General features: G+C 66.6%; 10 protein-coding genes. 5 read left to right on the plus strand and 5 right to left on the minus strand.

What is annotated here, in order from left to right; translation table 11 throughout:
* Position 1: 1 nt before the first annotated feature.
* Together ACLMAL_RS26695 and ACLMAL_RS26700 are read right to left on the minus strand one after the other, a co-directional pair.
* On the minus strand, positions 2-697 hold the full coding sequence (locus ACLMAL_RS26695) for an AIM24 family protein (protein ID WP_412001593.1): 696 nt from the start codon (positions 695-697) through the stop codon (positions 2-4).
* A gap of 9 nt (positions 698-706) precedes the next feature.
* Positions 707-1330 (minus strand): AIM24 family protein, encoded by a 624-nt coding sequence (locus ACLMAL_RS26700; RefSeq protein ID WP_328407445.1) that lies wholly within the window; start codon positions 1328-1330, stop codon positions 707-709.
* A 207-nt stretch (positions 1331-1537) separates the two neighbouring features.
* Between ACLMAL_RS26700 and ACLMAL_RS26705 the strand changes: the two genes are divergently transcribed.
* Together ACLMAL_RS26705 and ACLMAL_RS26710 are read left to right on the plus strand one after the other, a co-directional pair.
* Positions 1538-2908, plus strand: coding sequence for a TerD family protein (locus ACLMAL_RS26705; RefSeq protein ID WP_328407443.1), 1371 nt, complete (start codon positions 1538-1540; stop codon positions 2906-2908).
* Positions 2909-2939: 31 nt separating this feature from the next.
* The gene (locus ACLMAL_RS26710; protein ID WP_412001594.1) at positions 2940-4547 is read left to right on the plus strand and encodes a TerD family protein; all 1608 of its coding nucleotides are present in this window, start codon (positions 2940-2942) and stop codon (positions 4545-4547) included.
* 27 nt (positions 4548-4574) lie between these two features.
* On the opposite strand, the gene ACLMAL_RS26715 is transcribed toward ACLMAL_RS26710, so the two are convergent.
* Positions 4575-6281 carry a glycosyltransferase family 87 protein gene (locus ACLMAL_RS26715; RefSeq protein WP_412001610.1) on the minus strand — a complete coding sequence of 569 codons (1707 nt, stop codon included), beginning with the start codon at positions 6279-6281 and terminating at the stop codon, positions 4575-4577.
* Positions 6282-6737: 456 nt separating this feature from the next.
* Here ACLMAL_RS26715 and ACLMAL_RS26720 point away from each other — a divergent pair, with 456 nt between their 5' ends.
* Positions 6738-8405: an amidase gene (locus tag ACLMAL_RS26720; RefSeq protein WP_412001595.1), complete on the plus strand. Its 1668-nt coding sequence runs from the start codon at positions 6738-6740 to the stop codon at positions 8403-8405.
* Positions 8406-9148: 743 nt separating this feature from the next.
* Here ACLMAL_RS26720 and ACLMAL_RS26725 read toward each other — a convergent pair.
* Together ACLMAL_RS26725 and ACLMAL_RS26730 are read right to left on the minus strand one after the other, a co-directional pair.
* Positions 9149-11605, minus strand: coding sequence for a transglycosylase domain-containing protein (locus ACLMAL_RS26725; protein WP_412001611.1), 2457 nt, complete (start codon positions 11603-11605; stop codon positions 9149-9151).
* Positions 11606-12041: 436 nt separating this feature from the next.
* Positions 12042-12458 (minus strand): DUF5318 domain-containing protein, encoded by a 417-nt coding sequence (locus ACLMAL_RS26730; RefSeq protein ID WP_328407434.1) that lies wholly within the window; start codon positions 12456-12458, stop codon positions 12042-12044.
* 114 nt (positions 12459-12572) lie between these two features.
* On the opposite strand from ACLMAL_RS26730, the gene ACLMAL_RS26735 reads away from it, so the two are divergent.
* Both ACLMAL_RS26735 and ACLMAL_RS26740 read left to right on the plus strand, forming a co-directional pair.
* Positions 12573-13691 (plus strand): DUF1707 domain-containing protein, encoded by a 1119-nt coding sequence (locus ACLMAL_RS26735; RefSeq protein WP_412001596.1) that lies wholly within the window; start codon positions 12573-12575, stop codon positions 13689-13691.
* 7 nt (positions 13692-13698) lie between these two features.
* Entirely contained in the window at positions 13699-14508 is an 810-nt protein-coding gene (locus tag ACLMAL_RS26740; protein ID WP_412001597.1) for a DUF1707 domain-containing protein, read from the plus strand.
* Positions 14509-14554 lie beyond the last annotated feature (46 nt).

Genomic DNA, 14554 nt, shown 5'->3' on the forward strand with positions numbered 1-14554 from the left:
CTCACAACTTCTCTTCTGAGGCCTGCACGTACACGACACCCTGTCCGACGCAATGCAATTGCATCGCCTCGCCGGCTCCACGTCCTACCGCGTCGCGCCAGCTCATCGCCGTCTTCAGCTCGGTCTGCACATTGCCATAGGTGGCGACGAAGGCCTGCGGATCGACCACGATCGGATTCGGCCCGCCCACTTGCAGTTCCAGGAATCCGCCGTGCGCGAGCAGCACCGCCGAACCCTGACCCGCGAGCTGGGTGGTGAACATGCCCTGCCCGGTCAGCGCGCCGCCGGCGGCGCCGCGCAGCGCACCCATCAGGCCGCCGCCACCGCCGCCGCCCGAACTCATCACCGACACCACCGAACTCTGCAATCCGGCAGTGTTGGCAAGCAGACGCGAGGCCTCGACGCGCAGCGTCGCCCCCTGCTGCATGTGGACCACGTGCACCTCGAGCCCGGCGAATCCGTAGTGCACCGCACCGGAGCCCTGGGCCAACATGGTGCGCTCGTGCTCACCGGCCATCATGCGGCCGGCCATCCGCATCAGCCCGCCGCCACTGCCCATGCCCTGGCCGCCCGGAATCTGGTGCGGCGCAAAGGAGACATCGCCGGTATAGAACAGCATCGCGCCGTTGCGGGCGACGACACCGCCTGCCATGCCGACATCGACCTTGACGACTTTGCCGTTGACCTTCTCGAACATCGCCCGTACCTACCGTTCCGCCGGCTGGATCAACACCACGCCCTGACCATCCCAGCGCAGCGAAAACGCCTCGCCTGCGTCCTGGCCGACGAGGCTGCGCCACGACACGTCGGTGACGAACGAGTGGTTGAGATTGCCGCGCGCCGCGACGAAGGCGTCGGGGTCGACGACCAGCGGGTACTGCGGCGACACCTCGAGATGGATCAGCGGCCCGCCCGCCGAAAGCAGCGCGACCTGACCCTGTCCCGACACCGTGGTGGTGAACAGCCCCGCTCCGGTGGAGGCGCCGCGCACCCCGGCGAAACGTACATCGGTGCGCAGATTGCCCGCGAAGGCGAGCAGCTGCTGCGATTCGACCTGCAGCGTCTCGTTGTTGAGGTTCACTACGGTGACGTGCTGGCCGTTCACCGCGAAGAAGACCCTGCCGTGCCCGTTGCACTCCATCAGCGACAGCTTCTCACCGGTGGCACGCCGCTTGAGCCCGGCAATCACACCGTCACCGCCGCCGAAACCGGCAGATTTGAACTGCACATTTCCTTCGTAGGCGATCATCGAGCCGGAGATCGCACGGATACTTGTTCCGGCGAGGTGGGCCTCGATCACCTTTTTCGACTGCTCGAAAAGTTGCGCCATAGGGGAGTTTGCCTGCTGTCTCGATCGGGAACATGGGAGTATTCGCCACATTCCAACTGCCTGCGGTCACCTTAACGGACACAGCCGGACGCAGTCCGTTATCGACTCGTGCAGCCTCGCTTTCGCGGAGCCGGTGTCATGGCGGCATCCGTTCGGTTCGTTTCTCGTAGAGTGGCAACGTACGCACCGACAAGCGAAGGGTCGACCTTGTCCGCAACACTCGCCAAGGGCCAGAACGGTCCACTGGCCACCAACGACGTGGTGATCTCCATCCAGCTCACGGCACCAGCGGATCTGTCCGCGCTGCTGGTTACCGAGCGGGGCAAGGTCCGTTCCGACGCGGACTTCGTCTTCTTCAACCAGCCGAACGGGCCTGGTGTGAACCTGCAACCCGCGCCGCAGGGACAGCCCATGTCGCTGGCGGTGTCGCTGAGCGCGGTGCCCGCCGATATCGATCAGATTCGCGCGGTGATCACCCTCGACGACGCGTCGAGCAGCTTCGGCCGCTTTCCCGCGCCGACCGCGATCGTCTCGGATTCGTCCGGTAATCGGTTGTACGAGTACCAGGTCGACGGTTTGCAGAGCGAGTCGATCGTGATCGCGCTCGAACTGTATCGGCGGCAGGGTGCCTGGAAGGTGCGCGCTGTCGGACAGGGGTACGCGGGTGGGTTCGCGGCACTGGTCACCGACCACGGCGTGACGGTCGACGACGCCCCTGCCGCGGCGCCGCAGGCTGCGCCTGCGCCGCCCCCGGCCCAGCCCGCACCGAATTACCCGCCGCCGACCACCCCCGCCTACCCGGCCCAGCCCGCGCCGCAGTACGCGCCGACCCAGGCGGCCCCGCCCGGACCCGGTTACCCGCCGCCGCCGGCCGCGGGCTACCCGCCGCCGGGGCCCGGTTACCCGCCGCCGCCCGCACCGGGGCCGGGTTACCCGCCGCCCCCGCAGCAGGCCGCGCCGCAGCAGGCGCCCGCCGAGGTGAGCCTGAGCAAGGATCGTCCGGTCAGCCTGCAGAAGGGGCAGCGGGTCACGCTCCGCAAGGAAGGCGGCGCGGCGCTGACTTTCGTCAAGATGGGTCTCGGCTGGGATCCGGTGCAGACACGAGGCATGTTCGGCAACCGGACCGTCGATGTAGACCTCGACGCCTCGGTCGCGATGTTCGCCGACGCGAACCTCGTCGACGTCGCCTACTACGGTCAGCTGACCTCCAAGGACGGCTCGGTCCGGCATCAGGGCGATAATCTCACCGGTGAGGGCGAGGGTGACGACGAGGTGATCCTGGTCGACCTGACCCGCATCCCGGCGCACGTCAGCACGCTGCTGTTCATGGTGACCTCCTACAAGGGGCACACTTTCGAGCAGGTCCAGAATGCGTTCTGCCGCTTGGTCGACGGCGCCAACAATGCCGAACTCGCCCGGTACACCATGGCAGGCGGCATGCGGTTCACCGCCATGGCGATGGCCAAGGTGTACCGCGTCGGCGGCGACTGGAAGATGCAGGCCCTCGGTGAGGGCTTCCAGGCCAAACATCCGGGCGAGGCGGTTCCGCAGCTCGGCCGGTTCCTCTCGGCCGGGTGATACGACAGCACGAACAACGGGGGCAGACAACGTGATTCAGCTCAAGGCCGGTCAGAACACGCCGCTGACCGGTGATATCGTTCGATTCAGCGCGAAAGCCGGTGCTGCGCTGGATGTTTCCGCACTGGTGGTGGCGCAGAACCTGCGCGTGCTCGCCGCCGAGGACTTCGTGTTCTATGACCGGCCGCGGACCCAGGGTGTCACGCTGTCGGACGGCTCGGTGGCGATCCGGCTCGCCGAGGTCCGCGCCGATGCCAGCGCGGTGCTGCTGGTGGTCAGTGCCGATCCGGCTGTGCCCGCCCAGCCGGGCGGCCTCGGGCCGGTGACCGCGGAGTTGTTCGAAAATGATGTGGTCGCGGCGGAATTCGCGATCACCCCGTTGGCCGGGGAGACCGCGCTGATCTGCCTGGAGGTGTATCGGCGCGGCAGCGGATGGAAGCTGCGCGCGGTCGGTCAGGGTTACGCGGGCGGACTCGCGCAGCTGCTGACCGCGCACGGGGTCGAGGTCGACGGCGTGGTGGACCAGCCCGCCGCGGCCGCGCCGCAGGCCGGTCCCGGTTCGCCGGGCGCGCGATCGGATGGTCAGGACACCATTCCCGGCCCGGGGGCCGATTCCCGCGCGGCCGGACCCGTGCCGGTGGAGGTCGCGCACGGGCTCGACCGGCTGTGGATGATCTTCGAGGATGCCGCACGTTCGGCGGCCGCGCTCATCTCGGCACGCGACTATGCCGCCCAACGGCTCGATCACGAATTGTCCGCCGCGGTATCGGATCCCACCACGAGGAACACCCCGGCCGCCGAGGCAGCGCGGCAGGCCGCGCACCGCCGCAGCGACGAGCTGATCGCCGTCGCCGAGGGCAACCACCACCGCGACAGCCAACACCTCCTGCGCGAACTCGCCGACGCGGACCGGCTGCTGCCACCGTCGCTGGCGTCCTGGGAATCGCCCGCTTGGGACGGTACGCCCGCGGCGAGCGACGGCATCCGGCTCGGTGAGCTGCATGCGATCGAGCGGGGGCCGCTGCGGGTGCCGTACTGCGTGCCGGTGCCGTTGAATCGGCCGCTGTGGATAGACACCGAATCCAGCAGTGCGGCGGCCCCGGTCGTCGGTGCACTGCTGGCCCGGCTGCTCGCGGCCGATCCCGGGCGGCGCGTGCGCGTCGACATGATCGATCTGACCGGGGCGTTCCGTGGGCTCGTCGGACCGCTGACACCGGTGCTGAACGGACCGCCGGTCACCGACCATGCCGAGATCTCGGCGCGGTTACAGGCCTTGGTCGACGCGGCGGAGCTGGCCGAACTGGCCTATGAGGGCGGGGTTTTCACGCCCCCGGTCGAACATCGAGTGCTGCTCGCCGCGGATTTCCCGCACGGCTACCAGGCCGCCGATGCACAACGCATCGGGTCGCTGATGGTGCGTGGCGATCTGATCGGGTTGTCGACCATGATCGTCGGCAGCGACGAATCCGATTCCAGCGATCCCGTGGTCGCGGCGTTGTCGCAAGCCTGCAGGCATCTTCCGACAGTCGACGGCACACCGCTGTTCGATCCGTGGACCGGCAGCCCATGGCAGCTGGATCTGGACCTGTTGCCACGAGAGCCGGAGCGGCAGGCGCGCTACCTACGCGTGCACCAATGACGCCGCGGCGGTCCGCACCCGGTGTGTTCAGGTGCGGGCCAACGCAATTCGTGGGCGCAGTGGTTCGGGCAGCCACGGCAGCAGCGGGTCCGGTGTTCGATCGACGATGCCGCCGACCGGGTCGTCGATGAAGTCGCGGCGCACCAGGTCCTCCTCCGGCCGATAGATCTGTCGAATGATCAAGGCACACAGGGCGAGCACCGCGAGATCGCGCAGCACGACGGTGCCGGTGAACCACTCCTCGGGCAGGCCCTTGTGGTCGAGGCCGAGGTAGTAGAACATCCGTGGGACCCACACCAGCGCATCAACCGTCATCCACGCCAACAGGATCCGCCGGTGCGGCAGCGCAAGCGCAGCCAGAGGTACCAGCCACAGCGAATACTGTGGGCTCCACACCTTGTTCGTCAGCAGGAACGCGGCTACCACCAGGAAGCACAGTTGCGCGAGCCGCGGCCGGCGCGGCACGGTGAGCGCGATATAGCCGATCACCAGGCAGGCGGCGACGAACACCAGCAGTGACACCGCGTTCAGGATGGTCGGCTGCTGGTTGTGCGTGAGCTCCCCGTCGAAGCCGAGCCAGCCGGTGAACGAGGTGATCACGTTGTAGATGGAGTCGGGGTCGGCGTGCCGGGTGGTGTTGAGCCGGAAGAATTCGCGCCATCCGGTCGGGTACAGCAGGGCGATCGGCAGATTCACCGCCAGCCAGGTCCCGGCCGCGGCCGCGGTGGTCAGGGCGGCGGCACCGAGTGGGCGTGAGCTGAGCAACTGCATCCGGTCGCGCAGCCAGGCCAGTGCGGTCCGCGGACTGTCGATATCGCTTACCCGGAGTCCGGCCTGCGCGCTCGGCACCCGGTGCAGCGGGTCGGCGCGCAGGCACAACACCACGATCGGTCCGAGCAGCAGTAATGGGTACAACTTGGCCGCACCGCCGAGTCCGAGCAGCACGCCGGCCAGCAGCGGTCGTCGCCGGGCCCAGGCGAGCAGACCGGTCGCCGCGAATGCCGTCGCCAGCGCGTCGAAATTCGTAAAAGCGTGCACGATCACCAAGGGTGAAACCGCGATCATCGCCGCGTCCCAGATGCGGCGCCCGGCCAGTTGGGCCGAGGCCCACACGGTGACCAGCCAGGCCATAGCGAGGCCGAATGCGACGACATTGAAGTAGATGACCACCTGCAGCGCACCGGGCAACGGCAGTGCGTCCCAGGTTTTGGCGATCTCCATGGATATGTATTGATAAAGGCCCGACAGCACCGGGTACTCCATGTACCTCGTCTCGGTGCCGCCATCGGATGTCTGCTCGGACCAGGACTTCTTATAGGGGAACGCGCCCTCGTTCAGGCGCTCCGCCCCGTACAGCGGCACAGTGTCCGAATAGCACATGGCTGTGTATTGGCGGCCGTTGTTCCAGTCCAGGGTGAGCGAGCCGTCCGCGGTGCTGGTCTGCTGGATGCAGGGCGCCTTGGCTGTCCAACCGAGGGCGAGGAAAACCAGGGTGACGGCCAGCAGCACCCGCATCGGGGTCCAGAACCGGACGCGGCCGATCAGTGCGTGATCACCGACCGGGCCGCCGATCACGGTGCACAGCTGCGCTGTCAGGGAATCGTTGCGGCTGGGTCGGTCTCGCCCGTCGGCCGACCGCAGATCCGGCGCGAGCGGGGCCGGGGCTGTGTAGTGCGGTCCGGCGGACTGTCCCCCGCTGAACTTCGGCGCGCTCCCGTTCGTCGCCTCGTCCATCAGTTGCTGATCGCTCACGGCATCCGAGGCTACCGGCCCTGGCTGTCGGTCCGGATCGAGCGGGTGCTGTTCGCCCATGGTGGATCGCATCCGTCGGGGCTCTGGATGGCTGGAGATGCACCTTTTCGGCAGGTCGAGCGCTGTAGTATGCCGTTGATCGACCGGTGGTTCAGGGGGAGGTCGATTATTAGATGTGTAACAGATGTTACCAGGATCGAAAATGATGTTCGGCATTCGATAGTGCATTTTCGGATTCGTATTCTATTTATCTGTGAATCTTTACGGAATATTGCAGTGAAATCAACGTCGGTTTCAGACTGAGCGGCTGAGTATCGTGTTTGTGTAAAACCTGTCAGTGTTTCGATTATCGGGCCGAGCCCGGATTTCCTGGGCTACTCGCATCACCAACGAAACCGTGACTTCCAGTAGGCCACGGAGACAGAGGTTTGAATGGGAATGCAGTTGCGTTTGTCGCGACGGTCGTTCGTGCACTCCGCGGGTATCGGTGCCGGAATTGCCGCGACCGGGCTGACCAACGCCGTGGTCGCGGCAGCACCGCCGATCGCTCGGCGCGCTCCGGGACTTCCCGATGCCGCGAGCATTGCGGCGACCGATCCGGCGATGCTGTCCGCAGTGGAGGCGGCCAGCCTGCTGCAGGCCCGAGAGTTGCACCCGGTAGAGCTATTGGACGCTTGCATCGAGCGAAGCTCGGCGTTCGACGGCGCGACCGGGGCGTGGGTCCGTACCTACCCCGAGCTCGCCCACGAGCAGGCCGAGCGTGCGGCGGATCGGCTCTCGGCCGGGAACGCGCCGCTGATCTGCGGTCTGCCCATTGCGGTGAAAGACCTGTATGCCGTTGCCGGACTTCCGCTCACCGCATCGAGTCGCATTCTCGACGGCAATATCGCCGCGGGTGATTCGACGGTCTGGCGGCGTCTGCACGATAACGGCGCGGTCTTGATGGGGCACGTGCACAACGATGAGTTCGCGATCATGACGGACACGCTGCAGGTGGGGAATCCGTGGAACATCGACGAGTCCGTCGGCGGGTCCTCCGGCGGCAGTGCGGCCGCACTGGCCGCCAGGTTCGCGCCCTTGTCGATCGGCACCGACACGGGTGGTTCCCTCCGGATCCCCGCTTCCCGGTGCGGCGTCAGTGCGATCAAGCCGACCTTCGGGCGGTGCAGCAAATACGGCATCATTCCGGTGGTGTGGACCAGAGACCATCCTGGGCCGCTCGGACGCAGTATCGCCGACGCGTCGCTGCTGTTGTCGTACATGACGGGAGTCGACGCGTTCGACCCGGTGACAGCTATTGCGCCGCCGGTGCCCGACGGCGGGTTCCCGATCGCCGCAGTGGGGGGCGATCAACCGTTGGCGGGCAAGAAACTCGGTGTGCCGAGGGGGGTCACCGAGATGCTGCCCGACGCGCTCGCGACCTTGTTCGCACGCTTTCTGGACCTGTTCACAGCGTTGGGCGGCGAGACCCGTGATGTCACGATGCCCGCCGAGCCCGAAGGACTGCTCAGCAAGGACGCCGTGGAAGTCGGTTTGTATCACCGACAGTGGGCCGATCGGCTGCCGTCCTACCAACCGCCGACCGCCGCGATCGTCGGGTTGGGTCTCGCCGCCCTGGCCTCGCCCGCCGTGGACTGGTGGCAGCTGGCACGAGCGCGCGCGAGTTATCAGCGTGACTACAACCGAATGCTGGAAGACAGCGGATTGGACGCGGTGGTGTTGCCCGGTGCGATCACCGACGGCCTGCCGCGCAGCGCAGCCGCGGCCGTCTCGATCTTCGGGGCGAGCACCGTTCCCTTCGCGTGGGCGAACTACACCGGTGTTCCGGTGCTTTCGCTACCAGTCGAACGCTCGGCCGTGACCGGGCTGCCATTCGGTGTCCAGCTCGGTGGACGCCCATGGGCGGAAGCGGAGCTGATCTCGATCGGACTCGAACTGCAGGCAGCTGACCCCGTCTGGCGTGACATTCCACCGCTCTCGCCCAATGCGCGCGCATTGCCCGAGGTGTCCGTGTGCGCCCCCGGGCCGGGCCCCGATCCGACGAACACGGGCGCTGCGGCGCCGTCGTTCAGTTTCGTCCCGACGACGAGTACCGCACCGATTTAGGACGCGAGGCATCGCATGAGTCGGCTCGAGGAGGCGATCGGGTTGCTCAACTGCTCGTACCGCGCAGTTCGGAGTCGGCGATGATCTGCTGCATCGAGAATGGTATGCGGTGGTTTATTCGGCGCCGAAGGCCGTTGGTTGAAGCGAACATGACCGCGCTCGAATCGATGAACCTGGATCTGAGCGGCTATGTGACTTACTCTCGTCCGGATATGCGCGTGCATCACCCTTTTGTCGCCGATTCAGGAGTGTTAATATCGTGCTGGCTGGCTATTTATGAAGAATAGCCGACTATTCGCTGAATAGGGGTGGGTATGTTTACGAGATTCGTTGCTTCGGTGGCTGTTGCTGGTGCGACGCTGGTCGGGCTCGCCGGAAATGCGGTAGCCGGACATCCGTCCTACGCGGACTGTCTCGGCGGGAAAGGGGTGGCGGACAAGTGTATTCAGATATCGGACGGCTCCTGGGTTGTCCTCCGGGGCTACTGGTCGTTTACTGACTGTTTGAGCGATGCCGGTGCGCGGGAGAAGTGCTATCAGGATCCAAATGGCTTCTATTATAAGACGCCCATCTGATATATCACCCGACGAGGCCCTGGATTTGTCCAAGTAATTCTGGCCCCGGCTGACTGCCATTGGAATTGCAACGTTCGCAATCTAAGCAAGAGCAATCTGATCGAGTTCGAATCTCGCGATGAACTGTATCGTTCTCGATTCGAACTCGATCAGATTCGTATGTTCGGACTACCGGCCGCGCGTCGGCTGGGTGCCGTTACCCGACTGTCCTTCATCCGAGTTGCCATAGCCGTTCCCGTTCGGGCGCGGTGCTCCGGTGGCCGTCGGTGCCGAGCCGTCGGTCGGCGCCACCGGCTGCCCTGGCAGCGGTCCCGGTCCGTTCTCCTGTCGCTGCTGCGGCCGTTGTTGTGGCTGCGGCTGCGGCTGCACGCCGGGCACCGGGATGGTGATGCCGGGCAGGATCTCGACCTGGCTCGGCACGACCACAACGGGCGGCAAGAACGGTGCATCGGTGGCCGACGGTGCGGTGTAGGGGGCGCTCCACTCCGGCACGCCGGCTTGGCCCTTGATGGGGGCCGGCTTCGGGAAGGTCTCGTTCGAGGTGCCCTGCAGGGCGCCGTCCATGGTGGCCTTCCAGATGTCCGACGGTAGGCCGGAGCCGTAGATCATGCCACCGCTGTAGTTGCGCAGCCGTGTGTTGTCGACGCTGCCCACCCAGACCGCGGTCGACAGCGATGGGGTATAGCCGACCATCCAGGCGTCCTGGTTCTCGCCGGTATCGCCGAGCTGCGCGGTGCCGGTCTTGGTCGCCGACTCGCGTCCGTTCGCCAGGTTGTGGTTGCGCGACCAGGCGGCGATGGGCTTCATCGCCGCGGTCACGTTGTCTGCCACAGCTGCGGAAACTCGGCGCTCGCCTGCGACATCACCGCGGTCGAGCAACACCTGGCCCTCGGCGGTCACCACCTTCGTCACGAAGTGCGGTGCGTGGTAGACGCCGGAGGCCGCCAATGTCGCATAGGCCGAGGCCATGTCGAGCGGGCGCGCCTGGTACTGGCCGAGCACGATGCCGTTGTTCGGGCCGGAGCCGTCCGACTCGGTCAGTGTCTTGCCGACGCCGGGGATGGTTTCGGGGATGCCGAGCTTGTGGGCCATGTCGGCGATCTTCTGCGGGCCGTTCTGCATATCCATCTGCATGCGGTAGAAGCTGGTGTTGAGCGAGCGCTTGAGCGCCTCCGCGATGGTGCACATGCCGCACTGCTCGCCCTCGACGTTGGTGATCTTGATGCCGTTGACCGTCACCGGCGAGCTGTCGTACATCTGCGACAGCGGGATACCGAGCTCGAGGTTCTCCGCGAGGCCGAAGACTTTGAACGACGATCCCGGCTGCAGACCGGCATTGGCGAAGTCGTAGCCCTGACCGTCGTTGCCGCCGTAGTACGCGCGCACCGCACCGGTGCGCGGATCCACCGACACCACTGCCGTCCGCAGCTGTTCCGGCTCACCCTCCATCTTCTTGGTCGCCGCATCGACGGCGGCCTGCTGCGCCTTCGGATCGATCGTGGTGGTGATCGAGAGGCCTGCGGTATTCAGCTGCTGCTCGCTGATGCCCGCGCTATTGAGCTCCTTGAGCACCTGCGTCTTGATCAGGCCCTCCGGCCCGGTGTCCAGGGTCTTGTCCTTGGTTGTCGACACCGGCACCACCTGCGGGAACTGCATGCCTTGGCGCTCCTCGGCCTTGAGGTTGCCGCCGGAGACCATGCCGTCGAGCACGTAATTCCAGCGCGTTCGCGCGCCCTCCGGATTCTTCTCCGGGTCCAGGCCGGAGGGCTGCTGGATGGTGGCGGCGAGCATCGCGCCCTCGGCTGCCGTCAGCTCCTGCACCGGTTTGCCGAAGTAGGCCTTCCCTGCCGCATCGATGCCATACGCACCACGGCCGAAGTAAATGGTGTTCAGGTAGGCGGCAAGGATCTCGTCCTTGCTCCACTGCCGCGCCATCTTCGCCGCGATGACCAGCTCGTGCATCTTGCGAGTAAGCGAGTGTTCGTCACCGACCAGCGCGTTCTTCACGTACTGCTGGGTAATCGTCGAACCACCACCGGCACTTTCCTTGCCGAGGGCTTGATCCCTGGCGGCGCGGGCGAAACCGGAGATGGAGAAGCCTGGGTTGGTGTAGAAGTCCCGGTCCTCGGCCGCGATCACCGCGTTGCGCACGTGCGGCGGAATCTGGTCGATGGTCACATCGGTGCGGTTGCCCTCGGGCGGCACGACCTTGCTGAGCACCGTGGAGCCGTCGGCCGCGTAGATCAGGGCGACCTGATTGGTCTTGAGATCGCCCGGCTTCGGCACCGAGACGGTCGTATAGGCGACCAGGAAGATGGCGCTCGGCACCAGGATGGCCAGTGCGAGGCCGACGTAGCACACCCGGCGCACAATCCGCCACGGCGACTTCCGCTTCTTCGCGCCGGGACCGCGCTTGCCCGGCCCATCGGACCCGTCGTCACCGCCACCATTGCGGCGCGGCGGCGGTCCGGACGGCGGTGCGCCCGCGGGCCTGGCACGGCGCTCGTTGTTGGGGCCCGCGCCGGGAGCGCCGTCGGCACGGGTGGGCCGATCCACGGTAGGACGCGGACCGGTGGCCGGTCGCGATCCAGCCGGCGCCCCAGAGCGACGGTTGCGCTCGGCCACCGCCTCGGTCAGCGAACCGGGCCGCTGGATCTTATGAGTCGGCTGGACGGCGTTGGGTGCGCCCGCGGGCACCGGACGACCCTGCGGTGGACGCTGCGGGGGCGGCGGTCCTTGGCGGCGCGGCGGCTGTGGGCCCCGCGGCTCGCCCGGGTAGGGGCCACCCTGCGGCTGCGAACGCGGTCCACCGGGCGGCGGGCCCGGCCGTGCACCGCCGGGCGGGGGACCGGCCGGCCGCTGATTCGGGACCGGAGGTTGTGAACTTCGCTGAGTACGGCCGCCGTGCGGTTCATCGCCGTAGGGGGAAGTCTCGTAGGGCGAATTCACTGACAAGATCTCCATAACTCGTAACGGTCTGAATGGCTCGATGCGGTCGGGATCACCGCGGCGGACGCGTGCAGGCTCCGCATATCATCCGACGGGTAGATGACCTGGCACATTATTCGGCAGCGCGCCGGTTGGCCCGGGTACCTGTGCGACGGCGCGTTGGCGCCGGAGCGGTACCGAGCACGTAGGACTGCACCAGATGATTCCAGCTGCAGCTCCGGCATACCTCGACGACATGGACGGAGAACTCCTCGCGACTCTCGGCGAGCCGTACCAATTCCTCCGGTGTGCGAGCCGAACCTGCCATAGCTCCGAGGCCGTCGCCGTAGACCCAGGATACGAGCGTGAGTTGCTCTTTCCGGCAGATAGGGCATGTGACCTCGCTCCCCCGGCCGTGGAACTTCGCCGCACGCAGCAGGTAGGGATTCGCATCACACACCTCGGCGACACCGACACGGCCCGCATAGACGTCAGCCAGCAGCGACCGACGCCGGAGCGCATAGTCGACCACTTGCCGCTGAATTCGCACGAGAACCAGAGTAGCGGTGATGGAAACGGGCCGCGCTGGGCAATGCGGGATTGCCGGGCCGGTAACCGGGTCCGAACTGGGGCGTCATGGGTGTGAGCCGACTACTATTCGGCTGTGTCCACAGCAGCATCCGGGCGCACGCGAGCGCGTGACCTCGACCGCGCGAATACCTGCAGCGTGCTGGATGCCGCATATGCCGAAGGACAGCTCGGCGCCGACGAATATCACGACCGAACAGCGCAGGCCACGGCAGCGACGACGCTCGGCGAGTTGGCGCGGGTGGTCGGCGATCTGCAAGCGCCGGCGGCCGTGCGCGATCTCGTTGCGGCCCGGCCCACCCCGCCGCGAAATCTGTTGCGTCGCCCCAGATCTGGGGATGGTTATCCCGGTCACACTCGGGCCGGCGACCGTGATCGCGCCACCACCATCGAGCTGCTGGACAGCGGGCGCCGCGACGGCCAGCTCACCGAGGAAGAACACGAGACACTCACCGAACTGGCCGCAGCGGCCACAACACTGGGAGATCTGGCCGGACTCGTCGACGATCTACAGCGGCCGACCGACGCAACGCTGCTAGCGCGGCCGCCGCACTCGAGTCGACTTCAGTGGTATTTGATCGCGGTCTCGGTGGCCATCGCCTGCGCGGCAGCCGCCGGGTTCGCACTGACCATCGGAGTCTCGGAAACCGAAGCAGCGCCCGTAGCGCCCGTCGCCGCCCGCACGCCCGATCTGGGCGCTGTCCAACCGGTGGTGGTTGCGACGCCCGATATCCTTACCGCCGAGGGTCTTACGCTGTTCTTGCAGCGGTACCGGGAAAAGTTCGGCGACCTGCAAGTCGACGAACTGACCCTGTTCGACGATTACGCCCGCCTCTCACGTGCGGTGCCCGGTCAGCCGAACCGGGTGATCAGCTATGACTATCGCGGCGGATTCCAGCAGAGCGGCGCGGTCACCGGGCGCAAGGCCGGTACGTCTGCCGCCGATCTGGCCGAGCTGAATCTGGCGGCGCTGTCCGATGCGCTTGCGAAAGCGCCTGGCACCCTGCGGGTGCCGAACGGCGCTGTGACCCATATGGCAGTCGAGGTCAACGATTCCGGCACCTACAGCTACTACGGCATCGCCAAGGACCGGCCGTTCGTCTCGATCTATGCGGGCAACAAGTTCAACGAGTCCGGCCACATGATTCTGACCCCGGCGGGCGAGGTCACTCGTGCGTGGCCGTTCGAAGGATGACCGGGTAATGGCGACAACACGATACGGCGGAATTCGAGCCCGCGACACCGACCGTGCGGATGTGTGCGGCCTGCTCGACGCCGCACTGGCCGAGGGCCAGCTCACCGATGACGAGCACACCGCGCGCACCGCAAAGGCCATGCGGGCCACGTCCTTCGGTGAGCTGGACGAGATTGTCGGGGATCTGCAGATCCCCGACAACCTCGTCGATGCCCCCGTCGTCCGGGTGGATCGCCGCCGCCCTCGGCGCTGGTTGGTGCCGTTGGCCGGCATCATCGCTGCCGCGGTTTTCGGTGCAGCGGTCGGCGGCATCACCCGGTGCGCGGCCGACGGGCCCGGATCGCTCGGGTCCGCCGAGCACGTGCCGGTGCTCACTACCGGTGCGGGTCTTGCGTACTTCATCGCCGAATATCGCGCCGAGTTCGGGGATACGAAGGTCGACAAGGTGACGTTGTATCCCGAATACGTGCTCTTCGAACGGCAAGCGGCCGGCAACCCGACCGTGACCGCCCGCTATCACTACGACGGAAGTTTCCGGAAGCCGACAACAGCCACCGGCCGCAAACCCGATGTGCGCACCCTGGATCTCGCCGTCATGGACGTGCGTGCGCTCGCTGGGCTCCTTGCGGGTGCTGCGCAGACGACGAAGACGCCGGGCGGCACCGTGACCCATGCCAGCGCCGAGTTCGACTCCAGCGCCGCTGCCGATGCCGAGCCCGTCCTCCAGATTTATACGAAGAACGAGACCAATGCCGCGGGCTTCATGACCGTGACGTTCACCGGAGAGCCCCTCCGGATCTCCACCCCCAGTCACTAGCACTCCTCACCACCTGCGCAGACACCTCATCTGTCGGCAAGGGCTG

The organism is Nocardia sp. CWNU-33 (assembly GCF_046764895.1).
Classification (GTDB): domain Bacteria; phylum Actinomycetota; class Actinomycetes; order Mycobacteriales; family Mycobacteriaceae; genus Nocardia.

Excerpts from the sequence above, each read along its gene's own strand:
- ACLMAL_RS26695 (WP_412001593.1), bottom strand. The coding sequence starts at position 697 with ATGTTCGAGAAGGTCAACGGCAAAGTCGTCAAGGTCGATGTCGGCATG.
- ACLMAL_RS26700 (WP_328407445.1), bottom strand. The coding sequence starts at position 1,330 with ATGGCGCAACTTTTCGAGCAGTCGAAAAAGGTGATCGAGGCCCACCTC.
- ACLMAL_RS26720 (WP_412001595.1), top strand. The coding sequence starts at position 6,738 with ATGCAGTTGCGTTTGTCGCGACGGTCGTTCGTGCACTCCGCGGGTATC.
- ACLMAL_RS26715 (WP_412001610.1), bottom strand. The coding sequence starts at position 6,281 with ATGGACGAGGCGACGAACGGGAGCGCGCCGAAGTTCAGCGGGGGACAG.
- ACLMAL_RS26740 (WP_412001597.1), top strand. The coding sequence starts at position 13,699 with ATGGCGACAACACGATACGGCGGAATTCGAGCCCGCGACACCGACCGT.